Annotated in this window: 30 protein-coding genes, 1 tRNA gene, 1 pseudogene and 1 riboswitch; of the genes and pseudogenes, 15 read left to right on the top strand and 17 right to left on the bottom strand. The window is 64.3% G+C overall.

The annotated features are described in order from the left end of the window. Nucleotides 1-196: 196 nt before the first annotated feature. Nucleotides 197-817, top strand: a pseudogene (locus tag E1N52_RS11075) (ParB-like protein); the annotation flags it as partial. Nucleotides 818-1,041: 224 nt separating this feature from the next. Here the strand turns inward: E1N52_RS11075 and E1N52_RS11070 are convergent. Continuing rightward, nucleotides 1,042-1,971, bottom strand: a complete 930-nt coding sequence (locus E1N52_RS11070; protein ID WP_133182734.1) for a LysR family transcriptional regulator — start codon at nt 1,969-1,971, stop codon at nt 1,042-1,044. A gap of 118 nt (nt 1,972-2,089) precedes the next feature. On the opposite strand from E1N52_RS11070, the gene E1N52_RS11065 reads away from it, so the two are divergent. The 3 genes from E1N52_RS11065 (at nt 2,090) to E1N52_RS11055 (ending at nt 3,947) form a co-directional block, all read left to right on the top strand. Next, nucleotides 2,090-2,653, top strand: coding sequence for a cytochrome b (locus tag E1N52_RS11065; protein ID WP_069262959.1), 564 nt, complete (start codon nt 2,090-2,092; stop codon nt 2,651-2,653). 61 nt (nt 2,654-2,714) lie between these two features. Further along, on the top strand, nt 2,715-3,302 hold the full coding sequence (locus tag E1N52_RS11060; protein ID WP_133183012.1) for a YceI family protein: 588 nt from the start codon (nt 2,715-2,717) through the stop codon (nt 3,300-3,302). A gap of 54 nt (nt 3,303-3,356) precedes the next feature. Next, a complete protein-coding gene (locus E1N52_RS11055; protein ID WP_133182731.1) occupies nt 3,357-3,947 on the top strand; it encodes a YceI family protein in 591 nt (196 codons plus the stop codon). A 104-nt stretch (nt 3,948-4,051) separates the two neighbouring features. On the opposite strand, the gene E1N52_RS11050 is transcribed toward E1N52_RS11055, so the two are convergent. The 10 genes from E1N52_RS11050 to ydfG all read right to left on the bottom strand — a co-directional run bounded on the left by E1N52_RS11050 (nt 4,052) and on the right by ydfG (nt 11,256). Next, a complete protein-coding gene (locus E1N52_RS11050; RefSeq protein WP_133182729.1) occupies nt 4,052-4,498 on the bottom strand; it encodes a BspC domain-containing protein in 447 nt (148 codons plus the stop codon). 161 nt (nt 4,499-4,659) lie between these two features. After that, nucleotides 4,660-4,735: transfer RNA gene (locus E1N52_RS11045), tRNA-Lys, on the bottom strand. Nucleotides 4,736-4,911: 176 nt separating this feature from the next. Beyond that, on the bottom strand, nt 4,912-5,661 hold the full coding sequence (ybgF, locus tag E1N52_RS11040) for a tol-pal system protein YbgF (RefSeq protein ID WP_069262812.1): 750 nt from the start codon (nt 5,659-5,661) through the stop codon (nt 4,912-4,914). Nucleotides 5,662-5,684: 23 nt separating this feature from the next. Continuing rightward, entirely contained in the window at nt 5,685-6,191 is a 507-nt protein-coding gene (gene pal / locus E1N52_RS11035; protein ID WP_042266217.1) for a peptidoglycan-associated lipoprotein Pal, read from the bottom strand. 18 nt (nt 6,192-6,209) lie between these two features. Further along, on the bottom strand, nt 6,210-7,502 hold the full coding sequence (gene tolB / locus E1N52_RS11030; protein WP_110384286.1) for a Tol-Pal system beta propeller repeat protein TolB: 1,293 nt from the start codon (nt 7,500-7,502) through the stop codon (nt 6,210-6,212). Nucleotides 7,503-7,639: 137 nt separating this feature from the next. Beyond that, a complete protein-coding gene (gene tolA, locus E1N52_RS11025; RefSeq protein ID WP_133182727.1) occupies nt 7,640-8,647 on the bottom strand; it encodes a cell envelope integrity protein TolA in 1,008 nt (335 codons plus the stop codon). After that, a complete protein-coding gene (gene tolR, locus E1N52_RS11020; protein ID WP_035513412.1) occupies nt 8,644-9,090 on the bottom strand; it encodes a protein TolR in 447 nt (148 codons plus the stop codon). The genes tolA and tolR overlap by 4 nt, the downstream gene beginning before the upstream one ends. A 24-nt stretch (nt 9,091-9,114) precedes the next feature. Continuing rightward, on the bottom strand, nt 9,115-9,792 hold the full coding sequence (tolQ, locus tag E1N52_RS11015) for a protein TolQ (RefSeq protein WP_028205324.1): 678 nt from the start codon (nt 9,790-9,792) through the stop codon (nt 9,115-9,117). A 154-nt stretch (nt 9,793-9,946) separates the two neighbouring features. Then, nucleotides 9,947-10,441, bottom strand: coding sequence for a tol-pal system-associated acyl-CoA thioesterase (ybgC, locus tag E1N52_RS11010; RefSeq protein WP_133182725.1), 495 nt, complete (start codon nt 10,439-10,441; stop codon nt 9,947-9,949). 68 nt (nt 10,442-10,509) lie between these two features. Then, on the bottom strand, nt 10,510-11,256 hold the full coding sequence (ydfG, locus tag E1N52_RS11005; RefSeq protein ID WP_133183011.1) for a bifunctional NADP-dependent 3-hydroxy acid dehydrogenase/3-hydroxypropionate dehydrogenase YdfG: 747 nt from the start codon (nt 11,254-11,256) through the stop codon (nt 10,510-10,512). A gap of 197 nt (nt 11,257-11,453) precedes the next feature. Beyond that, nucleotides 11,454-11,591, top strand: a riboswitch (ZMP/ZTP riboswitch). Nucleotides 11,592-11,751: 160 nt separating this feature from the next. Between ydfG and glyA the strand changes: the two genes are divergently transcribed. From glyA to E1N52_RS10965, 7 genes are all read left to right on the top strand, one after another. Beyond that, the gene (gene glyA, locus E1N52_RS10995; RefSeq protein ID WP_069262807.1) at nt 11,752-12,999 is read left to right on the top strand and encodes a serine hydroxymethyltransferase; all 1,248 of its coding nucleotides are present in this window, start codon (nt 11,752-11,754) and stop codon (nt 12,997-12,999) included. Nucleotides 13,000-13,014: 15 nt separating this feature from the next. After that, complete coding sequence (nrdR, locus tag E1N52_RS10990) at nt 13,015-13,494, top strand: transcriptional regulator NrdR (RefSeq protein ID WP_133182723.1); 480 nt, start codon at nt 13,015-13,017, stop codon at nt 13,492-13,494. Nucleotides 13,495-13,651: 157 nt separating this feature from the next. Beyond that, the gene (locus tag E1N52_RS10985; RefSeq protein WP_133182721.1) at nt 13,652-14,182 is read left to right on the top strand and encodes a GspH/FimT family pseudopilin; all 531 of its coding nucleotides are present in this window, start codon (nt 13,652-13,654) and stop codon (nt 14,180-14,182) included. Continuing rightward, entirely contained in the window at nt 14,179-14,598 is a 420-nt protein-coding gene (locus tag E1N52_RS10980) for a hypothetical protein (RefSeq protein ID WP_133182719.1), read from the top strand. The genes E1N52_RS10985 and E1N52_RS10980 overlap by 4 nt, the downstream gene beginning before the upstream one ends. Then, nucleotides 14,595-15,392: a PilW family protein gene (locus E1N52_RS10975; protein WP_133182718.1), complete on the top strand. Its 798-nt coding sequence runs from the start codon at nt 14,595-14,597 to the stop codon at nt 15,390-15,392. The genes E1N52_RS10980 and E1N52_RS10975 overlap by 4 nt, the downstream gene beginning before the upstream one ends. Nucleotides 15,393-15,439: 47 nt before the next feature. After that, complete coding sequence (locus tag E1N52_RS10970) at nt 15,440-15,925, top strand: pilus assembly PilX family protein (RefSeq protein ID WP_133182716.1); 486 nt, start codon at nt 15,440-15,442, stop codon at nt 15,923-15,925. Between the two features lie 20 nt (nt 15,926-15,945). Continuing rightward, nucleotides 15,946-16,377, top strand: coding sequence for a type IV pilin protein (locus E1N52_RS10965; RefSeq protein WP_246089026.1), 432 nt, complete (start codon nt 15,946-15,948; stop codon nt 16,375-16,377). Between the two features lie 32 nt (nt 16,378-16,409). Here E1N52_RS10965 and E1N52_RS10960 read toward each other — a convergent pair whose 3' ends face one another. The 3 genes from E1N52_RS10960 to E1N52_RS10950 form a co-directional block, all read right to left on the bottom strand. Then, nucleotides 16,410-16,883 carry a DUF3318 domain-containing protein gene (locus tag E1N52_RS10960; RefSeq protein WP_133182712.1) on the bottom strand — a complete coding sequence of 158 codons (474 nt, stop codon included), beginning with the start codon at nt 16,881-16,883 and terminating at the stop codon, nt 16,410-16,412. 15 nt (nt 16,884-16,898) lie between these two features. After that, nucleotides 16,899-17,285, bottom strand: coding sequence for a phage holin family protein (locus E1N52_RS10955; RefSeq protein WP_069262800.1), 387 nt, complete (start codon nt 17,283-17,285; stop codon nt 16,899-16,901). Between the two features lie 205 nt (nt 17,286-17,490). After that, nucleotides 17,491-17,793 carry an ElaB/YgaM/YqjD family protein gene (locus E1N52_RS10950; protein WP_007584918.1) on the bottom strand — a complete coding sequence of 101 codons (303 nt, stop codon included), beginning with the start codon at nt 17,791-17,793 and terminating at the stop codon, nt 17,491-17,493. A gap of 360 nt (nt 17,794-18,153) precedes the next feature. Here E1N52_RS10950 and E1N52_RS10945 point away from each other — a divergent pair, with 360 nt between their 5' ends. Beyond that, nucleotides 18,154-18,792 carry a peroxiredoxin gene (locus tag E1N52_RS10945; RefSeq protein WP_028205314.1) on the top strand — a complete coding sequence of 213 codons (639 nt, stop codon included), beginning with the start codon at nt 18,154-18,156 and terminating at the stop codon, nt 18,790-18,792. A gap of 107 nt (nt 18,793-18,899) precedes the next feature. Here E1N52_RS10945 and E1N52_RS10940 read toward each other — a convergent pair whose 3' ends face one another. After that, nucleotides 18,900-20,090 (bottom strand): acyl-CoA dehydrogenase, encoded by a 1,191-nt coding sequence (locus E1N52_RS10940; RefSeq protein ID WP_133182710.1) that lies wholly within the window; start codon nt 20,088-20,090, stop codon nt 18,900-18,902. A 112-nt stretch (nt 20,091-20,202) separates the two neighbouring features. On the opposite strand from E1N52_RS10940, the gene E1N52_RS10935 reads away from it, so the two are divergent. Further along, a complete protein-coding gene (locus E1N52_RS10935) occupies nt 20,203-21,018 on the top strand; it encodes an IclR family transcriptional regulator (protein ID WP_133182708.1) in 816 nt (271 codons plus the stop codon). A gap of 78 nt (nt 21,019-21,096) precedes the next feature. On the opposite strand, the gene argF is transcribed toward E1N52_RS10935, so the two are convergent. Beyond that, complete coding sequence (gene argF / locus E1N52_RS10930; protein WP_042266191.1) at nt 21,097-22,026, bottom strand: ornithine carbamoyltransferase; 930 nt, start codon at nt 22,024-22,026, stop codon at nt 21,097-21,099. Between the two features lie 624 nt (nt 22,027-22,650). On the opposite strand from argF, the gene E1N52_RS10925 reads away from it, so the two are divergent. After that, nucleotides 22,651-22,998 (top strand): DUF3579 domain-containing protein, encoded by a 348-nt coding sequence (locus tag E1N52_RS10925; RefSeq protein WP_133182706.1) that lies wholly within the window; start codon nt 22,651-22,653, stop codon nt 22,996-22,998. Between the two features lie 140 nt (nt 22,999-23,138). Here the strand turns inward: E1N52_RS10925 and rpsT are convergent, their stop codons facing one another. Beyond that, nucleotides 23,139-23,411: a 30S ribosomal protein S20 gene (rpsT, locus tag E1N52_RS10920; RefSeq protein WP_133182704.1), complete on the bottom strand. Its 273-nt coding sequence runs from the start codon at nt 23,409-23,411 to the stop codon at nt 23,139-23,141. A gap of 424 nt (nt 23,412-23,835) precedes the next feature. Between rpsT and murJ the strand changes: the two genes are divergently transcribed. Beyond that, nucleotides 23,836-25,386 (top strand): murein biosynthesis integral membrane protein MurJ, encoded by a 1,551-nt coding sequence (gene murJ / locus E1N52_RS10915; protein ID WP_133182702.1) that lies wholly within the window; start codon nt 23,836-23,838, stop codon nt 25,384-25,386. Nucleotides 25,387-25,390: the final 4 nt, after the last annotated feature.

Raw genomic sequence — 25,390 nt, 5'->3', positions numbered from 1 at the left:
CTGTCCCTCGGAGCATTTATAGGCGAAGTGAAAAAAGCGCGCATCCAACGTGCCCAGCGCCCTCAGGGTTGACCCTGCGCACGGGGCGCGCGGTGCCCGTTCGATTGATGCGGCATGCATCGCCATTCGGCTGTATCGTTGCGCGGTCGACACCGACACCAACTGACACTGACCGACACGAAAAAAGGAGGCCCCCATGAACCTTCCGAACACCGATCTCCATCTCATCACCGTGAAGCTCGACGAGCTGCGTCCCACGCAGATCACGGTGGGCTTTCGGGAGGTGAACGCCAAGCGCGCGCACTGGCAAACGCTCGACAAGAAAGGCCGCGCGGCGGCCATTGACTCGCACTGGTTTCCGGCCGTGCTCGGGCCGAAGTCGCGCTACTACGTGGTCGATCATCATCACCTTGGCCGCGCGTGGCTCGAAGAATCGGTGGAGAGCGTGCGGGTGACCGTCCTCAAGGATCTCTCGTGGCTCGAGCCCACCATCTTCTGGCGCATGATGGAGCACAACCAGTGGGTGCATCCGTTCGATGCCGCAGGCGAGCGCTGCGAATTCGACCAGTTGCCGAAGCAGCTCCTCGGTCTTGCCGACGATCCGTATCGCAGCCTCGCAGGCGAGTTGCGCACGTCGGGCGGCTACGCGAAGGACACGACGCCGTTCAGCGAATTCCTGTGGGCCGACTATCTGCGCCGTAAGGTATCCGAAACGCGCGTGCGCAAGGAATTCGACGCGGCGCTCGCCGACGCGCTATCGCACGCACACGATCCCGACGCGCGTTATCTGCCGGGCTGGTCGGGCGTGGTGCCTGCCGCGGCGCCAGCGCCGGCGCCGGCACCAGCGGTGGCGGTGGCGCCGGCCAAGGCAGCTAAACCGACCAAAACCGACAAGGGCGCGAAGGCGGACAAGTCTGCCAAGGCCAGCAAGGGCTGAAGCGGGCGGCGCACCCCACCTCGCCAGGGCGAGGTCCAGGCGCGCGCGGGGTTGCCTTCGTTCGTACAACCCGCACGCGCATCGCTCTCGCGCCAGTTCAGAATTCAGCGCGCGTCGGGCAACGGCGCTTGCGGCGGCGTGCCTTGCGTCAGGTAGTGGCAGAGCCACTCGCTGGCGGGGCCGCGTGCCGCGTCGGTGCGATGGATCAGCGAGATGTTGTAGTTCACCGAGCGCCGGTCCGCGAGCGCGACGCGCACGAGCCGTCCGGCTTCGAGGTCGGCTTCCACGATGTGCTTCGGCATCGATCCCCAGCCGAGGCCCGCGAGCAGCAGCCGGTGCTTGGCGCCCAAGTCGCCGAGCTTCCACGCGCGATTGCTGTACACGCCGAAGTTCTGGCCTTCGGTCAGGCGGCTGCGGTCGGTGAGCACCAGCTGCGTGTGCTCGCGCGCATCCGAAATGCGCACCGGGTGCTCCGCCTTGGCGAGCGGATGGCAGGGGGCGGCCACGAGCACGAGTTCCACGGTGCCGATGGACTGCGCCTCGATCACGTGCGGCCAGTTGTGGTTCGGCCCGCTGATCCCCACCGCGCAGTCGCCGTCGAGCACGAGCTTGAGCACGCCGCCGAGCGCTTCCATGGTGAGATTCAGGGCGACGGTGGGAAACGTGAACGCGAACGCCTGCAGGGCTTCGACGAGCCGCTGCGACGGAAACATCACGTCCACGGCCAGCGAAACTTCGCCCTCGAGCCCCCTCTGCAGGCCGGCCGCCTTGGCGTTAAGCTGACCCATGAGCAGATCGAGGCGGCGCGCGTCGGCGAGGATCGCGCGGCCCGCGGCCGTGAGTTCCGGCTTGCGTTTGCCGCGCGCGAAGAGCGCGACGCCCAGCAGCGCCTCGAGATTGGCGATCGTATAGCTGACCACCGACTGCGCGCGGTCGAGCTGGCGCGCCGCCGCCGAGAAGCTGCCGGTTTCGGCGACGGCGATCAGCGCGCGCAGCTGCTCGAGGCTAGGGGAGCGGTCCGAGGTGCGGTCCACGAGGTGCGGTCCTTTTTGAACTATCGAAAAAGTGGATGGTAACCATCCATTTTAGACGATTGTTTGAATAGATTTCGCCGGGTAAAGTGCACACCTCGAATATTGGAGCCGTATGCCTATGAACCCTACCGTCAAGCCCGCCGGCCGCTATAACGGCGTTGCCATGCTGCTGCACTGGCTGATCGCCGCGCTGATCGTCTGGGGCTTTGCGCTCGGCTGGGTCATGACCGACATTCCGGGCATCACGCCCACCAAATTGCGCTACTTCTCGTGGCACAAGTGGATTGGCGTGACCGTGCTCGCGCTCGTGCTCGTGCGCATTCTCTGGCGCGTCACGCACACCGCGCCCGCGCTGCCCGGCTCCATGCATGGCTGGGAACGGCTCGCCGCGCACCTGGGCCATACCGCGCTGTACGTGCTGATGGTCGCGATTCCGGTGACGGGCTATCTCTATAGCTCGGCGGCCGGCATTCAGGTCGTGTACCTCGGCATCTGGCCGATGCCCGTGCTGATCGGCCCCGACACCGCGCTCAAGGGCGTGCTGCGCGTCGTGCATATCTCGCTGAACTACACCTTGCTCACCGTGGTCGTGCTGCACGTGCTCGCCGTCATCAAGCACCAGTTGATCGACCGCCAGAACATCCTCTCTCGCATGCTGCCGTTCGGCACGCCGCGCGACTGAGTTCGTGGCGCGCATGCGCCATCTCCATTTCCCGATACCTTCCACCTTGGACCGACTGCCCATGATCCAGCGTCTTGCCCATACTGCTTCCGTCGTCGCGCTCGGCGCGGCGCTCGCCGCCGGTGCGGCATTTGCCACGACCTTCGCCACGAACGCCAACGCCGCTGCCGAAGCCGCGAAGAACTCCGTGAGCGCCGTGTTCAAGCAGATGAACGTGCCGGTCGAAGGCCGCTTCAACCACTTCACCGCCGACGTGCGCTTTGATCCGGCGAACGTCGCGGCGTCGAGCGCGAAGCTCGACGTCGAGGTGGCGAGCTTCGACCTCGGCGCGCCGGAATACAACAAGGAAGTCGCCGGCGACGAGTGGTTCGACGCCTCGCATTTCCCGCACGCGACCTTCGTCTCCACGCAGATCAAGCCCGCCGCGAACGGCGCGTTCACGGTAACCGGCAAGCTGACCATCAAGGGCAAGACGACCGACGTCGTCGTGCCGGTGCAGTACCGCAAGGACGGCGCCAACCAGGTGTTCGACGGCACGCTGCCGATCAAGCGCCTCGCGTACGGCATCGGCTCGGGCGAATGGAAAGACACCTCGATCGTCGCCGACGACGTGCAGATCAAGTTTCACATCGTGTCCGCCGCGCACTGACGCGCGTACGGCATCGCTTTTTTATCCCGTTTCTCTCGCACCAGGAATCGATTCATGAAGACCACGATTTTCGCCGCGGCCGTTGCCGCCTCGCTCGCAGCCTTCGTCGCCACGCCGGCGCTCGCAGCCGCCACGACCTACAACCTCGACCCGATGCACACGTATCCGAGCTTCGAAGCCGATCACTTCGGCGGCGTCTCGGTGTGGCGCGGCAAGTTCACGAAGAGCTCGGGCACGGTCACGCTCGATCGCGAGGCGAAGACGGGCACGGTGGACGTGACGATCGACGCAGCGTCGATCGATACCGGCAACGCGAAGCTCGACAAGCACGTGAGCTCGGCCGAATTCCTCGACACCGCGAAGTACCCGACGGCCACCTACAAGGGCACGTCGATCCGCTTTGAAGGCGACAAGCCCGTGGAAGTGATCGGCTCGTTCACGCTGCATGGCGTGACCAAGCCGCTGAACCTGAAGATCGACTCGTTCAAGTGCTTCCAGAACCCGATGCTCAAGCGTGAAGTGTGCGGCGCGGACGCATCGGCACAATTCGACCGCGCGGACTACGGCGTGAACTGGGGCCAGTCGTATGGCTTCAAGACGGCGACGACGCTGCAGATCCAGGTGGAAGGCGTCAAGGCGGACTGAGTTTGCGCGCGGCATGGACCGCGCGTCGCTCGATGCGAAGCCCGTGCGCCGTTTGGCGCGCGGGTTTTTTTATTGCCGGCGACGATAAGGATGACGAAGTGTCGTCAGTGGATTGGCGACGTTGCGTGCGTGCCGCGCGGCGACAGCGCGACATCGACGACGTGCGAATGCCAGATACCGCAGGTAGCCTTCACGGGAACCCACGCGTACTTGCCGCGGACTTTGGCAAAGGCGTGCAGGTGGATCAACGTGTCGATCGACGGGACAGGCGTGAGCGCATCGCTTGCGGCGGGCAGGGGCGTCGCATTGACGGGCACGGGCTGCTCGATCTTCGCCGAGAGCGCGCGCCGATCGGGCACGAGCAGCGAATCGTAGCGCTGCGCCTTGTGCACCCACTGATCGAGCGCGGCAACGCAATTGACGACGGCGTCTGGCACGCGAATGCGGCGCAGGTATGCGTAGTCTTCGGGTTGCGGTTGGATTTGCGCCTGAACGCGCAGACTGAGCCAGAAAAGCGCGAGCAAGGCGCAGGCAAGGGTCGTGAACTTCATGATGACGTGGCCTGTGCAGCGGGGATGAAACAAGCGGGGAGGGGGGAGTATACATGCCGGGCGCATGCTCGCGTGCCGAGCCTCTCAATCCGCTTGAGCCCAAGCCGTGTGCTGCAAAGCAAAAAGCCCAGTCCGAAGACTGGGCTTTTCGTTTGATGCTTTGGTAGGCCGTACGGGATTCGAACCTGTGACCAACGGATTAAAAGTCCGCTGCTCTACCAGCTGAGCTAACGACCCAAAAGAGAAGCGGGATTATAGCGGTGCATGGCTAACACGTCAACCATGGCCGTCATAAAACCGATGGAAACGCCCGGAGCACGCTGTGCCCCGGGCCTTCCCTGTATGCGAGAGGCGCATTTCGCGGCATTGGCATTGCGCCAGCGCCACGTCACGCCAAAACCATCCAGCAGCGCTTATTTGAGCTGTGAAAGCTTGCTCTGCGCCGTCTGGGCGACATCCGAGTTGCCGTATTGCGAAACGACCTGCTCGAGCGTGCGCTTGGCCGCAGCCTTTTGCCCCTGCTCGATCTGATTGTTCGCGATGGCCAGCAGCGCCTCGGGCGCGCGCGGATGTTGCGGGTATTTGTTGACGACGTTCTGCCACGTCGCGGTCGACCCCTTGTAGTCCTTCAGCGCATAGAGCGCGTTGCCGAGCCAGTACTGCGCGGTCGGCTGGTAAGGACTCTGCGGGAACTTCGCGATGAAGCTACGGAACGATGCAGCCGCGTTCTTGAAGTCGCCGTTGCGGAACTGCTGCGAAGCGGCGTTGAACGCGTCCATCTCACCCGGCTGAACCGTGCCTTGCATGCCGTCCACGGTCTCCTGCTGCGGCTCGAACTTCTTGAGTCGCGTGTCGAGATCCGTGTAGTAGTCCTTCTGTTGCTTCTGCAGGGTTGCCAGCTGGTTCGCCATGTCCTCGTTCTGTCCGCGCAACGTGGCGACCTGCTGGTTGAGCTGGTCGAGGTGGTTGGACTGGTCGAGGATCGTGCGTTGAGCGGCGGACAGCTGGCTCGACAGGCTGTCCGTTTTCGCGCGCAGGTCGAGAATCGCCTGGCGCGCCTGATCGTCATCGAAGATACCCGCGTGGGCCGGCAGCGCCGCAAAGGCGACGCCAGCCACGCAAGCGGCTGCGGCTACGCGCAGCGGGGAGAAACGGTGCGACATACGCCCCTTCATCCAATGCTCAATTACTGTTGATACACGAGGTCAGCACGGCGGTTCTGCGCCCACGATGCTTCGTCGTGGCCCGTTGCGACCGGCTTTTCCTTACCGAGGCTGACGGCTTCCATTTGCGAATCCGGCACGCCCATCAGCGAGAGCGCGCGACGGACTGCTTCAGCACGCTTCTGACCCAGCGCCAGGTTGTATTCGCTCGTGCCGCGCTCGTCGGTGTTGCCCTGGATCAGGACGTGACGTTCCGGGTGCGTCTTGAGGTACTGTGCGTGAGCTTGCAGCAGCGACTGGTAGTCGTCCTTGACGGCGTAGCTGTCGAAATCGAAGTACACGCTGCGCTTGGCGAGCGGGCTGTTCGGGTTGTTCAGCTCATCGACGTTCACCTGAGCGACCGCGTTCGGGTTCGGCTGGGTGTTCATCGCGCCTGCGTTCGGGTTCGTTTCCTTGACGCCCGACTTACATGCTGCCAGTGCACCGATCATCAAAACGGCCAAGGCCAGGCGTACTTTCTTCGACATCATTTTTACTCTCCTGAAGTGTTATTGCATGAAAGGACCCCAGGACGGCTCGCGTACGCTGCCGCCCTGAACGGACAGGATTTGCCGCGTACGACCGTCGGTCGATACAGCAGCCAGCACGCCACGGCCGTTCACCTGTGTGGCGTAAAGAATGTACTGACCGTTCGCCGCGAAGCTGGGCGATTCGTCATGTGTCGTGTCAGTGAGCGCCGTGGCGACACCGGACTGCAGATCTTGAATGTACAGCTTAAATCCGCCGCCCGTGCGTGAGATGTACGCCAGTTGCTTGCCGTCCGGGCTGACCTTCGGGCTCGTATTGTAGTTGCCGGTAAACGTCACACGCTGTGCCGCTCCGGCGCTTTCGCCCTGGGCCGGCATCTTGTAAATCTGCGGCTGGCCACCGCGGTCGCTCGTGAAATAAATCCAGCGTCCGTCAGGAGAGTAGTTGGGTTCTGTGTCGATCGTCGTGCCTTGCGTGAGGCGGTGCAGGCCGGAGCCGTCAGCATTGACGGCGAAGATCTGCGTGTTGCCCGTGCGCGACAGTGCTACCGCGAGCGTGCGGCCGTCAGGAGACCAGGCCGGCGCCGAATTGTTGCCCTTCTGGTCCGAAATGATCACGCGTCGACCCGTAGGCAGGTCGTGCACGTAGACGATCGGCTTCTTCTTTTCGAAAGATACGTAAGCGACCTTGGTGCCGTCGGGCGACCAGGCCGGCGAGATGATCGGCTCGGGACTCGAGAGCGCGATGTGCGCGTCTTGTCCATCGGAGTCCGAAACCTGCAACTGGAAGCGGCCGCCCGTTTTGATCACGTACGAAAGACGCGTGGCGAACACGCCGCGATCGCCGAGCAGCTTCTGATAGATGTAGTCCGCAACCTTGTGCGCGCTCATGCGCAGACCGCTTGCCGGGCTCGTGAGCACGAGGCCGCCGAGGCTTTCGCCCTTCACGGTGTCGTAAAGCTTGAAGCGCACTTCGTACTGGCCGTTGGCGAGCTTGTTCACGCTGCCCGCAACGAACGCATTGGCGCCCTTGGCCTTCCAGCTGCCGAGGTCGACGGAATCGTTTTCCGAGATCGGTGCGCTGCCGGCGTCGATATTGGTGAATTTCCCGCTGCGTTGCAGGTCGGCGCGGACGATAGCCGCGACCTGCTCGGGCGAATTCGCTTCACCGGCAAAGTTAGCCGTGGCGATGGGGAACTGGGTGGAGCCCACGCCGGTGACGAGGACGTTGAGTTGTGCGTTCGCCGCGCCGCCCGCCGTGATCAGGCAGGACGCGACGAGGGTTCGCAGGCCAAGCTTCGTCATCAATGTCATGCTGTGATATTTCCTGAAAAAAGCAATTTTGTCATAACGCGCAACAGCAGACTGACCAGAAATCGTTCGAATCGTTCCTTTTTTAGCCACTGTTGCGCGCCGGCTTTCCTCAACCTTTCTGTGCCTTGCGGCCGCTATTAGCCCGCAGGGCGCAAGGTGATCAAGAAGCTTGGCGGTGCCTTGCCATTCGTATCGAGTGGCATCGGATCCGAGCGCTGGACAGCACGCAAGGCAGCGTCGTCCCACGCAGAGTTGCCACTGCTGCTCTGAATCTGTGCCGAAAGCAGGGTGCCCGTCGGCGAGCAGCGCACCGATACGACCGTCGTCAGCCCTGATGTCTCGCCGGACCAGACGATGTTCGGACGGACGCGTCGCTGCACCTTCTCCGCGTAGCCCGGCGACGTCGCGTTGCCGCCCGAGCCGCTGCCCGTGCCGCTCTTCGCAAGACCGTTGCCGCTCGTGCCTTCGCCGCCACCCATCGAGCCTTGCATCTGCGCGATGCGAGCGCGGCGTTCCGCGTCGAGCTTCTTCGCCTGGGCGTCGGCTTGAGCCTTAGCCTTGGCGGCCTTCTCGGCGTCGGCCTTCTTCTGCGCGTCGAGCTTCGCCTGCTTCTGCTGCTCTTCTTCCTGCTGCTGCTTCTTGAGCGCGTCCTGCTGCTGTTGCTGCTGCTGCTGCTTTTGCTTCTCTGCCGCGGCTTGCTGCTGTTCCTGCTGCTGCTTGAGCTTTTCCGCCTTCTGCTGAGCGGCAAGCTGCGCAGCCTGCTGCGCCGCGAGCTGCTGCTGACGTTTCGCGTCGGCTTCCTGCTGGGCTTTCAGACGCTGCTGCTCGGCCAGTTGCGCCTCGCGCTGCGCTTCCTGCTGCTTACGCTTTTGCTGTTGCAGCGCGATGTCGGCTTCCTCGGTTTGCGGCGGCGGCGGGGCAGGGGCGACCGGCGCGGGCGGCGGCAACGGCTTCGGTGTCGACAGGTCCGGCACCTCGGTCCACAGTTCCGCCTCTTCACCCGCCGGCGTGCTGTTCTGCCAGTGGATGCCGTGATAGAGGAACAGACCGAGCAGCACGTGCATGATCACCGCGAGGGCAATAGCACGTCCCGTGCCACGCTCTCGCGGAGGCTGCAGCGGATACGAATCGTTCTTCCGGGTCATTGCGATTTGACGAGCAGTCCGACACGTTTGACGCCATGCGACTTCAGGTCGGACATCACGTTCATCACCGTCTCGTATTTGACGGACTTGTCGGCGGCGATCACGACGGGCTGGTCGGGATGGCTTTGCTCGCGATCGGCGACGAAGCCGTTGAGATCGGCGCGCGTCATGGTCTGCTGCTGCGTGGCGCCGGAGTCATCCTTATAGCGTACGCTCAGATTGCCGTCGGGGCGAATATTGACCACGACGGGCGGCACCTGCTGCTGCTGCGACGCGCCGCCGACGGTCGGCAGATTGACAATGGACGGCGCCACGAGCGGCGCGGTCACCATGAAGATCACGAGCAACACCAGCATCACGTCGATGTACGGCACGACATTGATGTCGGCCATCGCACGGCGCGAGCGGCTGCCTCGCATGCTCGAACGGACTGAGCCTCCCATCTTCGACTCCTTGCTTCGTGAAGATTAGTGGGCCTGACGCTGCAGGATGTTCGAAAACTCTTCGATGAAGGTTTCGAAGCGGATCGCCAGACGGTCGATGTCGTGCGCGTAACTGTTGTACGCGACCACCGCCGGGATGGCGGCGAACAGACCGATCGCGGTCGCCGTCAGCGCTTCGGCGATGCCGGGCGCGACGTTCGCGAGCGTGGCCTGTTGCACGTTCGCGAGACCGCGGAACGCGTTCATGATCCCCCAGACCGTGCCGAAAAGACCGATGTACGGGCTGACCGAGCCGACCGAAGCGAGGAACGAGAGGTTCGCCTCGAGCGCGTCCATTTCGCGCTGGAAGGCGGCGCGCATCGCGCGGCGGGCGCCGTCGAGCACGAGGCTCGGATCGTTCAGGCGCTTCTCTTTCGCCTTCAGAAATTCGCGCATGCCCGACTCAAAGATACGCTCGAGCGCGCCGATCGTGTGACGGTTGTTGGCTGCGCTCTGGTAGAGCGCCTGCAGGTCGCCGCCTGACCAGAAGTCGCGCTCGAAGCGCTCTGTCTGGGACCGCGCCCGGCGGATGGCAAACCACTTGCGGAAGATGAAAGTCCAGGAAATCAGCGACATGAGCAGAAGAAGCCCCATCACCGCCTGTGCCAGTATGCTCGCATTAAGAACGAGAGAAATGATCGACAGATCTTGTGTAGTGTTCATATAGGTTCGTTGTGACGTCCCGAAAGGGGCGAGCGGCTGCAAGACAACGCAAGGCTTCCTGTAGGCGGTTGGGAAGCTTTCGCGCCGTCGCGGCCGAACCCTGCTTGGTCCTGCATTGACCGGCGCGAGTTCACTGGCGTCGTATCAACGGTAATTACTGCACTGCCGTTGACACGGCGTACAGGTCTTTCTGGGGTCCACGTTGCAATGCTTCATGAACGGGGGCCGGAATGGGTGCGGGCCGCATGGCCGTGCTGTCGACGCAGGCGACACGAATGCTGCCCGTGGCGAGCAGCGTGTTCTCGCGCCACGCTTCCTGCATGAAGTCGACTGACGCGCGGCCAAGCTTCTCGACGCGGCTCACCGTGGTGACGACGTCGTCGAGGCGCGCGGGCGAGCGATAGTCGAGCGCAGTGCTGCGCACGACGAAGAGCACGCCCGTTTCCTCGGCGAGCCGACGCTGATCGACGCCGCACGCGCGCAGCCATTCGGTGCGCGCGCGTTCGAAGAACTTCAGGTAATTCGCGTAAAACACGATGCCACCGGCGTCGGTGTCCTCGTAGTAGACGCGCACCGGCCACGTGAAACCGCGCCCGGCCGGTGACGACGCCGCGTCTGGCTTGCTGGTGGAATTTTCCATGCCGCGCATTCTACCGGAACGCGAGGCCCCTACGTCTTTCGTACGACTGACGTAAGTATTAAATTTGTAAGGTATTTTTAGCCGCGGTGGATGCTGGTACCGGCGAAAGTCTGGGCGACAGGCATCAGTTCGATCGTGTTGACGTTGACGTGCGCGGGGCGCGTCGCGATCCAGTAGATCGACTCGGCGATGTCCTCGGCCGTGAGCGGCTGAACGTCCTTGTAGACGTTGGCAGCCCTGGTGTCGTCGCCGCGAAAGCGCACGTTCGAGAACTCGGTGCCGCCGCACAGGCCCGGCTCGATGTCGGTCACGCGCAGTGCCGTGCCCGCGAGGTCGGCGCGCAGGTTCAGGCTGAACTGACGCACGAACGCCTTGGTTGCGCCATAGACGTTGCCGCCCGCATACGGCCAGCGGCCCGCTACCGAACCGATATTGAAAATGTGGCCGCGGTTGCGCTCGACCATGCCGGGCAAAAACGCGTGAGTCACCTGCACGAGGCCCGTGCAGTTGGTGTCGATCATGGTTTCCCACTCGTCGAGGTCGGCCCTCTGTGCCGGCTCTACACCGAGCGCGAGGCCGGCGTTGTTGACCAGCACGTCGACGCCGGCGAACCCGGGCGGCAGCGCGCCGGGCGCGGCTTCGACCGCCGCGCGGTCGCGCACGTCGAGCTCGATGGGCAGGAGGGCGTCGCCGAGTTCGGCGGCGAGGGCGTCGAGGCGGTCCTTGCGGCGAGCCGTGGCGACGACGCGATGTCCGCCCTTCACGAAGGCGCGAGCGATGGCGGCGCCGAATCCTGCGGACGCGCCGGTGACGAAAACGATCATGGTGGCTCTCTGGTCGGTAGAAGGCGAGAAAAGGGGAGAGCCTACTTGCAATGCCGCATTGCGGCAAGAAAGGGTCAGTACGCGCGCGGGCCGCATGGCCGGCGCCGCCGCCCGGCGCGCCGCAGGCGGCGGGACGCCCGAGCGCACTGGGGGCGGGCGGTTGCCTATTCCCTGCCGTTCCAATAAACTAACGCGCTCAATCCCTGCGTGACTGGCGATAGGGTTCCGAAATGGCGGCATTGGCGGTAGCAATGCGCTCGTTATTGGGGACCCAAGGTGGAACGACCCACCGTGAAGCGCAGGGTGCCGTTTTGCCGTTCGCCTGGGCAGCCTGATTTCGCGCGCTTTCGTTTGCGCTGCGGGGGCTGTCCTGCCTCGCGTGTGCGGCACCTCCTTCCGCCACGTCAAGGCTGGCCTCTTCGCCAGCAGCGCCGCGTACCCGCTACGCGTTCCGCGCGAGACCCGGTCAACCTGAACACACTTAACGGAATCCGTATGTTTGACAGAGCCGAAAGCACCATCGCCAACGTCGATCCCGAACTCTTCAAGGCGATCGAACTCGAGAACCGCCGCCAGGAAGAGCACATCGAGCTCATCGCGTCGGAAAACTACACCTCGCCCGCGGTCATGGCCGCGCAGGGTTCGCAGCTCACCAACAAGTACGCCGAAGGCTACCCCGGTAAGCGCTATTACGGCGGCTGCGAAAACGTGGATATCGTCGAGCAGCTCGCGATCGACCGCGTGAAGCAGCTGTTCGGCGCCGAAGCCGCGAACGTTCAGCCGAACTCGGGTTCGCAGGCGAACCAGGGCGTGTTCTTCGCCGTGCTCAAGCCGGGCGACACCATCATGGGCATGAGCCTCGCCGAAGGCGGTCACCTCACGCACGGCATGGCGCTGAACATGAGCGGCAAGTGGTTCAACGTCGTGAGCTACGGCCTCGACGCCAAGGAAGACATCGATTACGACGCGCTCGAAAAGCGTGCGCACGAAACCAGGCCGAAGCTGATCATCGCCGGTGCGTCGGCATTCGCGCTGCGTATCGATTTCGAGCGCATCGCCAAGGTTGCCAAGGCGGTGGGCGCGTACTTCATGGTCGACATGGCGCACTACGCCGGCCTCATCGCCGCGGGCGTCTACCCGAACCCGGTGCCGCACGCCGACTTCGTGACCACGACCACGCACAAGAGCCTGCGCGGCCCGCGCGGCGGCGTAATCCTGATGAAGGCGGAGTTCGAGAAGCAGATCAACTCGGCCATCTTCCCGGGCATCCAGGGCGGTCCGCTCATGCACGTCATTGCCGGCAAGGCCGTGGCGTTCAAGGAAGCGCTCTCGCCGGAATTCAAGACCTATCAACAGCAAGTGGTCGACAACGCACGCGTGCTGGCGGAAACGCTGGTCAAGCGCGGTCTGCGCATCGTTTCGGGCCGCACGGAAAGCCACGTGATGCTGGTGGACCTGCGCGCGAAGAACATCACCGGCAAGGCGGCGGAAGCCGTGCTGGGCACCGCGCACATCACGGTCAACAAGAACGCGATCCCGAACGACCCGGAAAAGCCGTTTGTGACGAGCGGCATCCGTCTCGGTTCGCCGGCCATGACGACGCGCGGCTTTGGTGTGAAGGAAGCCGAGCAGGTGGGCAACCTGATTGCCGACGTGCTCGACAATCCGGAAGACGCTGCGACGATCGAGCGCGTGAAGGCGCAGGTCGCCGAGCTGACGAAGCGTTTCCCGGTTTACCGCTAAGCCACGCGATAACCCATGCGCTGCCCCTTTTGCCGGCACGAAGACACGCAGGTCGTCGACTCGCGCGTGTCCGAAGACGGCGCCGCGATCCGGCGCCGCCGCCGCTGCCCGGCCTGCGACAAGCGTTTCACGACGTACGAGCGGGTCGAGCTGGCGATGCCTTCGATCGTCAAGAAGGATGGCAGCCGCACGGAATTCGACCGCCGCAAGATCATGGCGAGCATGCAACTGGCGCTGCGCAAGCGCCCGGTTGCGGCCGATGCGATCGACGCGGCGGTTGCCCGTATCGAGTATCAACTGCTTGGCAGCGGCGAGCGCGAAGTGCGCAGCGAGCGCCTTGGCGAGCTCGTCATGGGCGAATTGCGCGAACTCGACAAGGTCGCGTTCGTACGGTTTGCTTCGGTGTACCGACGCTTCGAGGACGTTTCCGAATTCGAAGATGTGATCGAGGAATTCCGCCGCGCGGGCGCCAACAACCCCGCGAAAAAGCGCTGAGCGCATTCGCATTTCTCTTCCCTCCTGCCAGGCCGCTGTCGTAACGCTCGCATTCTCGCGAGCCGACGCTGCGCGCACCAGCTAGCCGTTCGGCTAATTGTTCCGTTTCGCTTTCGTCCGTAGATTGATGGCAATCCGCTCACACTAAGGATTGCTGATGAAGCACGGAGGATTCACGCTCATTGAGACGATGGTCGTCATCGTCCTGTTGGCGATCTGCGCAACGGTTTCCACGCCCGTTTTCACCGCCTGGCGCGTGCGCGACCAGGTCGACGCGCGCGCCAACGCCATGCTCGGCACGCTCGCCTACGCACGCAACGAGGCAATACGGCGCAAGTCGCGCATTACCGTTTGTCGCGTCGACGCCGCGCGCCATTGCCTCGAGGCGGCCAAGGCGTGTCCGTCCGGTATTGCCGACTGGTCCTGCGGCTGGGCCGTCATGATCGAGCGCGCCGGAGCGTATATCCCGTTGCGCATTCAGCCGGCGCTCGGCGAGATTTCCGTGGCGTCGGGGCTTACCGCCATCACGTTTTCGCCGCCGGCGGGGCAGACCATCGGCAGCTTGCGCAACTTCGAGATTGCCCCGCGGGCCGCCGCCGCTGCAGAACGCGGCGCGGGCTGGCGTCGCTGCATACGCATCGCGCAGGGGGCACGCATCAGCGACGGCGCATGCACGGGGACGTCATGAGCCACGTGAGCGAGCGCGGCTCGACGCTGCTGGAAGTCGCCATTGCGCTCGGCGTCATGGCGCTGTGCGGGCTCGGCTTGATGAGCACGCAACTCGGGCTGGCCCGGCACGCGCAACTGGCGGCGGCGCGCGAGCGCGCGGCGTTTGCCGCTGACGCCATTGCCGAAGCTGCGCGCGTGGCGGGTGCAACGCCCGCTGCGACCGATCAATGGAAGGCGCTCACGGCGAGCGTCGTGCCCGAAGGGCGGCTGACCACGTCGAGCGCGGGCGGAGACGCATCGATCGCGTCCGTGAGTTGGGCGGCTACACCGCTCGGCGCAGCGTCGGCATCGACGGCGGTTTCGCGGGTTGCGCCGTGTGTCGATGCCGCGCCGGCCGCTGGGCGCGCCTGCGTCGCCCTGGCGTTTTTGCGATGAACAAGCGTTTCACCCACGTCCGCGAGCAGGCCGGCCACACATTGCTCGAACTGACGATCGCCGTGGCGCTGGGCCTCGTGGTGACGCTTGGCGCGCTCTCGGCTTATCGTGCGCAGCGGCAGGCCTACGCGCAGGCGAGCGACGCTGCGCGCATCCACGAGGCCGGCATGAATGCGTTGATGCTGATCGGCGAGCAGATCCAGATGGCAGGCTTCGTTGCCGCTGAGGCACGCTCGCCGCTCGCCGGGCCCGCGATTTACGGCTGCGCGGCCGGGCGCCCGACCGTCGCCGATGCGGCGCTTGCCTGCAAGTCGCTGTCGAGCCGCTCTGATGGGTTGGCCGTGCGCTATCAAGGCGACAGTGTATCGACGTGGCCCGCCGCAAACGGCCAGGTTACCGACTGCCTTGGACAGGCGGTCGGCGTGACAGGCGCGGAAATCGTGAACCGCTATCACGCCAGGGTGAGCGGGTCGACCGGCGAGAGCGAGCTTTACTGCGAGGGCTCCGGCAAGGTCGGCACGGCGCAGCCGCTCGTCGAGGGCGTCGAGCGTTTGCATATGCGCTACTGGACGGCGGGCGCGGCGCAGGCGGTCGAGGCTTCGGCGCTCGCGCGCGATCAGTGGGCGTCGGTCGTGGCGGTCGATCTGTGCGTGCTGGTGCGCGGGGCGGCCTTTGCGTCGCGCATGCGCTACGTCGATTGCGAAGGTGTGCAGGCGATCGCCGCGGATGGGCGGGCGCGACAGGCGTTCTGGCGGCACATCGTGCTGCGTAACGTTGTGCCGGCAGCGATATGAGAGCGAGGCTGCGCGGGAAGCGTCGCACACGCGCTGCGCGTTGCGGTATGGCGCTCCCGGTCGTACTGCTTATCGTCGCGATGATGCTCGTGACCTCGGCGGCGTGGTTCGAGGCAGCGCTGCTCGCGCGGCGCAACGCAGATGCCGTCGCCGATCATCTGCAGTCCTTCCATGCCGCCGACGCCGCACTCGTGTTGTGCTCGCGTGCGCTGGCGAATGGCTCGCTGGCCGCGCCTGCGGCGGCCACGCAGCCAGGCGAACCACAAGCCTGGCGGCGGCAGGACAGCTTCGAGCGACAGGCGGTCGCGCCCGTTGCCGCGTGGCCGGGGTCCGTGCGCGCGCCGCAATGCCTCGTCGAGGCCTGGCGCATCGACGGCCGTCCGCTGGTTCGCGCGTATCTCGTCACGGCGCGAGGGTTTGGCGCATCGGAAGACACGCAAAGCTGGCTACAGGACCAGTTGGTCATCGAAGCCGCGGGTGACACGGCGCGCGTCGAGCATCACTGGCGTCACGTCGTCGCGAGGCCCTTTTGACGAGGCAAATGGGAGGCAAGGTGAAGAGCAACCGGTACAACGCGTTCTCACTGCTTGAACTGGTTATTGCGCTGGCGGTGGCCGCTATCGTCGCGGCCTTCGCGATGCCGGGGTGGAGCGCGCAGATCGCGCGAGGACATCGCATCGACGCCGTGGCGGCGCTCTATCGCGCAGCGCAATTCGTCGATACGCAGAGCGCGTCGATGGCGTCGTTGCCCACGGGATTCGACCAGGCTCCGCCGACGGGAACGCCCATCTATCGCTTGCGCCTGATGCCCGCCGACGAGTCGAACGGCGGCTACGCCATCGCGGCCGATCCGGTGGAAACCGGGCCGATGCGCGGCGATGCGTGCGGCGCCTTCGTATTCGGTGCAACCGGCGCGCGCAGCAATCACGCTGCAGGCGGCGGCGCCGTCGCGGGGGCTACGCAGATGTGCTGGAGGGACCGGTGAACGGCCTGGAGAGCTGTCGCCGGCGGCGGCGATCAGCCGGTGAGGTCGTCTTCGTCGGACCTGTCGCGGGCAGGCTGGTTTGCAGAGGTACCGCGCTGGCGTCGCACCTGCTGCCACACGCGATAGGCTTCCCACGCCGTAAAAGCGAGGCCGCCCCACTTGATGACGGGGCGCGCAGCCGAGACGATGCTCGTACGCAGCGGCTTCGCCACGATGAGCGAGATGAGCGAACTGACCAGCGGATATTCCTTGAGCAGGCTGCCGAGGCCGGAAGCCACGCCGCCACCGCCGCCAGAGCGACTGAATCCGGGCACCACGAAGCGCAGCCAGCTGAAGTTCGTGACCGTCGCGCGGATGTCCACGAGCGCTTCGGCCATTTCGGCGCGCTCGACGCTCGCTCGCACGAGCAGCAATTCCTTGCGCAGGGCGCGCAGCTGCGGCGTCGAGAGGTCGTGCGCGCGGCCGCGGCGGGGGCGAAAAGCAGTGTCCGGTCGAGGTTGATTCATGGCGTCGGCTCGCGGCTAGGGGTTGCGCAGGGCATCGCGGTCTTTTTCGAACTCCTCGAGCGTCGCCTGGAATACGAGCGGCGCGGTGTGCAGCCCGCGGCGCGCCTTCAGGCCGCAGAAAATCGCCGCGATCGCATAGACGACCGTGAGACCGGCGAGCGCCTCCCACCGGTACGTGTCCCAGAAGGCGATGGCAACGAGCGCCGTGAGTGCGATCAGGGCGAGCATCGCGAACATCATCCCCGCGAGGCCAAGGAAGAGCACGCCGATGAGGCGGTCCTTCTCCTCGGCGAGTTCGATGCCGATCAGTTCTAGCCGCGTCTGTAGCATCGCGGACGCGGAGCCGAGCAGTCGGCGCAACGGCCCGTGTTCGTGTCGCTGCGAGTGGGTGTCTGTCGTCATGGCGATGGCAGGTGGCGCAGGCGGATGCCCGAGCTATGCGCAAGAAAAAACGCAAGAAAAGTCAGCGGGCTGGATTGCCCGGCGAGACCAAGCGGTGTGGCGGGCCGCGCCAACGAAAAGCCGTCAGGCAAGCGCTGCCAGCGCCTGGTCGAGCGCGCCGCGCGAGGGGCCCGGAGCCCACCCGCGTGGCGCGGCGAGCGCGGCTTTATTTGCGGTTGATCAGCAAACCGACCAGCACGCCCACGCCGGCGGCAATCCCGATCGACGCCCACGGATGCTCGTGGACATAGTCGTCGGTGGCGCGCGCCGCTTTCTTGCCTTTCTCGACCACGACCACCTGGACGTCGGCGGCCTTCTCTTTTGCCTGTTTCAGACGCGAGAGTGCCGTTTCGCGCAACTCCGAAGCGCGCTCGCCCGTAGCGCTCGCAGCCTGCTTGAGCAGGTCCTCTGCATCCGCGAGGACGGTTTTGATATCGGACATCAGCCTCTCCTTGTTGACTTCTGACATTGACTGGCTCCCATCGTGTCACATCACGCGTGAATCGTAACAAAGATACGGGCGCTGGCAAGCGTGCCGCGCCGCCACGACCTGCGAATTCGCACGATCCGTTCCCGCGAGCGTGCATGGACGGGGTTCTGGATCCCGCTCACAAAAAATCGCGAGGTGAGAGTCATTGATTTGATCCGGCACCTAAAGTTTCCTCCAACCGGTTCAAAATTACAAAAACTCATACCGGTGTGAGGCGATGTTCGTTCGCGGGGCGCAACCAGGGCCTGTATGCTTGGGTGTTGTAAACGTCCACTGGATCAACGGGCCGCGCGCGCCGTTTCGATCAAACCCGTTCACCTCGTTCAAAGGAACCGCACCATGAGTCTACGTCTTGGCGATATCGCACCCGACTTCGAGCAGGATTCGAGCATTGGCCGCATCAAGTTTCACGAGTGGCTCGGCAATAGCTGGGGCGTGCTGTTTTCGCACCCGGCCGACTTCACACCGGTCTGCACGACCGAGCTTGGACTGACCGCCAAACTCAAGGACGAATTCGAGAAGCGTAACGTGAAGACGATTGCGCTTTCGGTGGATAGCGCCCAGTCGCACAACGAGTGGATCAAGGACATCAACGAGACGCAGGCAGCAAACGTCGGCTTCCCGATTCTCGCAGACGGCGACCGCAAGGTGTCCACGCTGTACGACATGATCCACCCGAACGCGAACGAGACGCTCACTGTGCGCTCACTCTTCGTGATCGACCCGAACAAGAAGGTGCGCCTCATCATCACCTATCCGGCGAGTACGGGCCGCAATTTCGACGAAGTGCTGCGCGTGATCGACTCGCTGCAGCTCACCGACAACTACCAGGTCGCAACGCCCGGCAACTGGAAGCAGGGCGACGACGTCGTGATCGTGCCGTCGCTGAAGGACGAAGAAGTCCTCAAGCAGAAGTTCCCGAAGGGCTACAAGGCCCTGCGTCCGTATCTGCGCATGACGCCCCAGCCGAACAAGTAAGCCGTTCGGCCAGCTTCCGCGCGGGGCGCGCGCCAAAACAAAAACGCCGCACGAAACGATTCGTGCGGCGTTTTTATATGCGCAGGCGATGCCGGGCAGGGCGGCGATCAGAAGAACGCTTGAATGCCCGTTTGTGCGCGGCCGAGGATCAGCGCGTGGATGTCGTGCGTGCCCTCGTAGGTGTTCACCACTTCGAGGTTCACGAGGTGACGTGCCACGCCGAACTCGTCGGAAATACCGTTGCCGCCCAGCATGTCGCGGGCGAGACGCGCGATGTCGAGCGACTTGCCGCACGAGTTGCGCTTCATGATCGACGTGATCTCGACGGCCGCCGTGCCTTCGTCCTTCATGCGGCCAAGACGCAGGCAGCCCTGCAGCCCGAGCGTGATTTCCGTTTGCATGTCGGCGAGCTTCTTCTGGATCAGCTGGTTCGCGGCAAGCGGGCGGCCAAACTGCTTGCGGTCGAGCACGTACTGGCGCGCGGTGTGCCAGCACGATTCCGCTGCACCGAGCGCGCCCCAGGCAATGCCGTAGCGCGCCGAGTTCAGGCAGGTGAACGGACCGCGCAGGCCCTTCACGCCCGGCATGAGGTTCTCTTCCGGCACGAACACTTCGTCGAGCACGATTTCACCGGTGATCGAGGCGCGCAGACCCACCTTGCCGTGGATGGCCGGGGCCGAGAGACCCTTCCAGCCTTTCTCCAGAATGAAGCCGCGGATGTTGTCCTTCCCGTCTTCCTCGAGCTTCGCCCAGACGACGAACACATCGGCGATCGGCGAGTTCGTGATCCACATCTTCGCGCCCGAGAGCGAGTAGCCGCCGTTCACCTTCTTCGCACGCGTGACCATGCTGCCCGGGTCCGAGCCGTGGTTCGGCTCCGTGAGGCCGAAGCAGCCGATCCATTCGCCGCTCGCGAGCTTGGGCAGGTACTTCTGCTTTTGCGCTTCCGAGCCGAATTCGAAGATCGGCACCATCACGAGCGACGACTGCACCGACATCATCGAGCGATAGCCCGAATCGATGCGCTCGACTTCGCGCGCGATCAGGCCATAGCTCACGTAGTTGAGGCCGGGGCCGCCATATTGCTCGGGAATCGTCGGGCCGAGCAGGCCAACTTCGCCCATCTCGCGGAAGATCGAGGCGTCCGTCTTCTCGTGGCGGAACGCTTCCAGCACGCGCGGCGCGAGCTTGTCCTGGGAGTATGCGGCGGCGGCGTCGCGCACCATGCGCTCCTCTTCGGTGAGCTGCTGGTCGAGCAGAAGCGGGTCTTCCCAATGGAACTGGGCGTGTGCGGCCATGGTGTCTCTCCTTTCCTCAAATCCTTGAAATGGGCGAATTTGCGCTTGACGCGAGTTCCGCTATGCGGAACAATGTTTTGCAAATTGACCTTAGTGTAGCACCAGGGCGCCCATGTCTGCATCCGGAATGACGACGACTTCATCTTTTTCTTCTTCGCTGGCCGAGGGGCCGATCGACGAGCGCAAGTTCGTCGTGGCGCTCGCCCGCGGGCTCGACCTGTTGCGGGCGTTCCGTCCCGGCGAAACGCTGCTCGGCAACCGCGATTTCGTGGAGCGAACGGGCTTGCCGAAGGCGACCGTGAACCGGCTCGCATACACGCTCACCGTGCTCGGGTATCTGCGCTTCGACGAATCGCTAGGCAAATATGCGCTCGACGCCGGGGTGCTGTCACTCGGCTTTGCGCTGCTTTCCGGCACGGACACGCTCGAACTCGCACGCCCGCATATGCGCGCGTTCGCACGCGAGGTGGGCGCCGCGGTGTCGCTGGGGTGCCGCGACGGCCTCGACGTGATCTATCTGGAGACGATCCGCAGCGAGACGGCGCTCACGCTGGGCCTCGCGTCGGGCTCGCGGCTCTCGATGCTCACGAGCTCGATGGGCCGGGCGTATCTGGCTGTGCAGCCCATCGACGTGCGGATGGCGTTGTTCGCGGAACTGCAGAAGACGGCGGGCGCCGAAGGGCCGGCGCTGGTCGAGGCCGCGAAACGCGAGATCGAGGTGTTTGGCAAGGAGGGGTGCTGCTATTCGTTTCGCGACTGGCACGAAGACGTCAACGCCGTCGCGGTGCCGTTTCGCGAGCCGCGCGAGCGTCGCTGGCTCGTGCTCAGCTGCAGCGGGCCGGCCTCGTCGATGGGGCCCGAGGTGTTTCGCGAGCGCGTGGCGCCGCTTCTGAAGTCGCTGGCGCGTCGTCTCGGCGAAACGGTCTGACGCGCGGGCCGTGGGCCGCAGCGGGCATAAAAAAGCCGACCTTCGGGTCGGCTTTTTTCGTGGTGGCGTATGCCAGGCTCAGTGATTCAGGCGGCCGAGCAGCAGGAACTCCATGAGCGCCTTCTGCACGTGCAGGCGGTTCTCCGCCTCGTCCCATACCACGCTCTGCGGGCCGTCGATCACTTCGGCGCTCACTTCCTCGCCGCGGTGCGCGGGCAGGCAGTGCATGAAAAGCGCATCGGCATTGGCGCGGGCCATCATCGGCGCGTCCACGCACCAGTCAGCGAAGGCCTGCTTGCGCGCTTCGTTTTCGGCTTCGAAGCCCATGCTGGTCCAGACGTCGGTCGTGACGAGGTCGGCGCCGTCGCAGGCGTCGTGCGGGTCCTCGAACACTTCATAGAACGGCTTGCTTTCCGGCGCGACCAGCGCCGGATCGAGCGGATAACCCGGCGGCGTGGAGATGCGCAGCTTGAAGCCGAGGATCTGCGCAGCTTCGATCCACGTGTAGAGCATGTTGTTGGCGTCGCCGACCCACGCCACGGTCTTGCCGCGGATCGGACCGCGGTGCTCGTAGTACGTGAAGATGTCGGCCAGCACCTGGCAGGGGTGGTACTCGTTCGTGAGACCGTTGATGACCGGCACACGCGAGCTTTCTGCAAAGCGCTGCAGGATGTCCTGGCCGAACGTGCGGATCATGATGATGTCGACCATACGCGAGATGACTTGCGCCGAATCTTCGATCGGTTCGCCGCGGCCGAGCTGCGTGTCGCGCGTGTTCATGAACACGGCGTGGCCGCCCAGCTGGAAGATACCCGCTTCGAACGACAAGCGCGTGCGCGTGGAGCTCTTCTCGAAGATCATCGCCAGCGTGCGGTCGTGCAGCGGGTGATAGGTCTCGTAGTTCTTGAACTTGCGCTTCAGGATGCGCGCGCGCTCCAGCACATATTCATATTCGTCAAGGGAGAAATCCTTGAACTGCAGGTAATGGCGTATGGTCCGGGAGGTCATGAAACAGAAACGGCGCCCGATCCGGCCTCGAACTGCAGGATTGGGCCGGCGACGCCGCTGCGGTTGGTGGTAAGTCAAAGCAGCATAAAGGATTTTGCGCAATTTGACGAGTTGCCCAAAATTTAGGCAGGGCGCCCTGACGCACGGTGGGTGGCGCTTTCGTGACGGTTTTCATGCCTGTTTTGCGGGCACAACGAGAGGCCGTATTCAGCCTTTCAAGTGCCTTGTGTGCACTGCGTCAAAACGGTCAGTGCGCTATAATCCCGGAGATTTCTTAGGCACGACAAACGGGCCCTGAACGTGTGTGATGGCGAGGTGGCAACACCGCGCGGCCACGGCAGGCAAGCCCGCGGGAGCGGCCTGTGCGCCGACTGGCAGTGCGCCGCGAAATCGTCCTGTCGATCCCGTTGCGAGACCTGCTTGTGACATGCGAAGGCGGCGATTTTCGAGACTGCACGCCGGGCGGGGTGCGCGGCAGCCGTTCCTATCCATCGGACTGTCCATGCGCGTGGCGGCGGGCGATCCCCGTAGCCGGCGTTCCGCGGTACCAGCGCGGGCGCAGCGCTCGTGCCGCCGTTACACGCTGCAAACGCACCCAGCAGCTACACACACAGGTACTCCTGCATGGCCGACGAAGCTCCAACCGAATACTTCATTCAAGGCATCACCAGCGCGGGGAAGAAGTTTCGTCCGAGCGACTGGTCGGAGCGTCTTGCCGGGGTGATGTCGAGCTTCGGTCCGAAGGCGTCGGCCAATGCTCGTGGCCCGAATGCGTATCTGCGCTACTCGCTCTATGTGCGTCCGACGATGATCGGCGACCTCAAGGTCGTGGTGCTGGACTCGCGCCTGAAAGACGTCGAGCCGATGGCCTTCAATTTCGTGATGAACTTCGCGAAGGACAACGATCTCGTCGTGACCGAGGCGTGCGAATTGCCTCACGATCACGCCACGCAGCAGGCCACCGTGCGCTGACGGTGCGGCCACGGCAACGAACGGACCCGCTTCGGCGGGTTTTTTTGCGCCCGGCAGAAACAAAAAAACCCGCCGAAGCGGGTTTTTTGTGGTGCAGCTCAAAGAGGCGATCGCCAGCCGCGGCCGGCGTCCGAATCTCTTTACTGCGCGGCTTGCATTGCCTTGACGGCAGCAGCCAGGCGGCTCTTATGGCGAGCGGCCTTGTTCTTGTGAACGATCTTCTTGTCGGCGATGATGTCGAGCGTCTTGCCCGATGCCTTCAGAATTTCAGCAGCCTTTGCCTGGTCGCCGGCGTCGATTGCCTTGCGAACGGCCTTGATGGCGGTGCGGAACTTCGAGCGCAGTGCCGAGTTGTGCGAGTTTGCCTTGACGGCCTGACGGGCACGCTTGCGTGCTTGTGCGGAGTTTGCCATTTCGATTCCTTGTGATTGCGGAGCGTGGTCCTACCGACGCTCTTTGCCTGGATTTGAACGACCGGCAGCGATGCCTGAGACGTTCAAAACGGTATTTGCCGGTTGAGTTTTGCTCAACTAGCCGCGCCTTTTGTGCCAGAGCAGGGTTGCTGCCTGTTTCCTGCCCCCTTTCCAAGACGCGTTTCGAGCCCTCTGGGAGAACTCGAATCGATGATTATAGCAACAGAGTCATCAGGCTGGCAATCACGGCGCGATAGCGAAGACAAGCGCCGCCGAACGTGAACGCCTTTCACGCGGCACGGTCACAATCAGCGCGCTTTTGTCTTTGCCTCTCGCTCGCCAGCGGCGTCGCGCGGGGTTTTGCGCCGACCTTTGCGCTGCGCATCCGCGATGGAGCGGACGACGCCCGTATAATGACCGCCCCATGAATCTATTCCGAGCCCTGCTGACAGTCAGCGGCTTCACGCTGCTGTCGCGCGTGACCGGTCTGGCCCGAGAAACGCTGATTGCGCGCGCCTTCGGTGCGAGTCAGTACACCGACGCTTTCTACGTCGCGTTTCGTATTCCCAACCTGCTGCGCCGCATCTCGGCGGAGGGCGCCTTTTCGCAGGCGTTCGTGCCGATTCTCGCGGAGTTCAAGAACCAGAAGGGCCACGACGCCACGCGCGCGCTCGTCGACGCCACGTCGACCGTGCTTGCCTGGGTGCTCGCCGTCCTCTCGCTGCTCGGCATTTTCGGCGCGTCGTTCGTCGTGATCGTGGTCGCTTCGGGCTTGAAGAGCGACGGGCAGGCGTTCCCGCTCGCCGTCACGATGACGCGCATCATGTTCCCCTATATCGTGTTCATCTCGCTGACGTCGCTCGCGTCTGGCGTGCTCAACACGTACAAGCAGTTCTCGCTGCCCGCGTTCGCGCCGGTGCTGCTCAATGTCTCGTTCATCACGGCGGCCGTGGCCTTCGCGCCGCACATGAAGCAGCCGGTCTACGCGCTCGCATGGGCCGTGATCGTCGGCGGCGTGCTGCAGTTCATCGTGCAATTGCCGGGCTTGAAGCGCATCGACATGATGCCGCGCATCGGCCTGAACCCGCTCAAGGCGCTCGCGCACAAAGGCGTGAAGCGTGTGCTCGCGAAGATGGTGCCCGCCATGTTCGCCGTCTCGGTCGCGCAGATCAGCCTCATCATCAACACCAATATCGCCTCGCGTCTCGGGCCCGGCGCGGTGTCGTGGATCAACTACGCCGACCGCCTGATGGAGTTCCCGACCGCGCTGCTCGGCGTGGCGCTCGGCACGATCCTGCTGCCGAGCCTCTCGAAGGCCCACGTCGATGCCGATCCGCACGAATACTCGGCGTTGCTCGACTGGGGCCTGCGCGTGACGTTCCTGCTTGCCGCGCCTTCGGCCGTCGCGCTCTTTTTCTTCGCCGAGCCGCTCACGGCCACGCTCTTTCACTACGGCAAGTTCGACGCCACGTCCGTCATCATGACGGGCCGCGCGCTGGCGGCGTACGGCGTGGGGCTCGTCGGCCTCATCCTCATCAAGATCCTCGCGCCCGGCTTCTATGCGCGCCAGGACATCAAAACGCCGGTCAAGATCGGTGTGGGCGTGCTCATCGCCACGCAGATCAGCAACTACATCTTCGTGCCGATCTTCTCGCACGCGGGCTTGACGCTCTCGGTCGGCCTCGGCGCCTGCATGAACGCGCTGCTGCTGTTCATCGGGCTGCGCCGCCGCGGCATCTATATGCCGTCCTCCGGCTGGACGACGTTCTTCGTGCAGTTGCTCGGGGCATGTCTCGTGCTGGCCGGGGCGATGCACTGGTGCGCCATCAGCTACGACTGGATCGCACTGCGTCATGCGCCGCTCGAGCGCATCGCCTTGCTCGGTGCGTGCCTCGTCCTGTTCGCGGCGCTATATTTCGGTATGCTTTGGCTGATGGGCTTCAAATACGCGTACTTCAAGAGGCGGGCGAAGTGACCAC

The organism is Paraburkholderia guartelaensis, assembly GCF_004353905.1.
GTDB classification, from domain to species: domain Bacteria; phylum Pseudomonadota; class Gammaproteobacteria; order Burkholderiales; family Burkholderiaceae; genus Paraburkholderia; species Paraburkholderia guartelaensis.
Note: the sequence above shows the minus strand (reverse complement) of the source record. Positions and strands in the feature narration are given on the sequence as shown.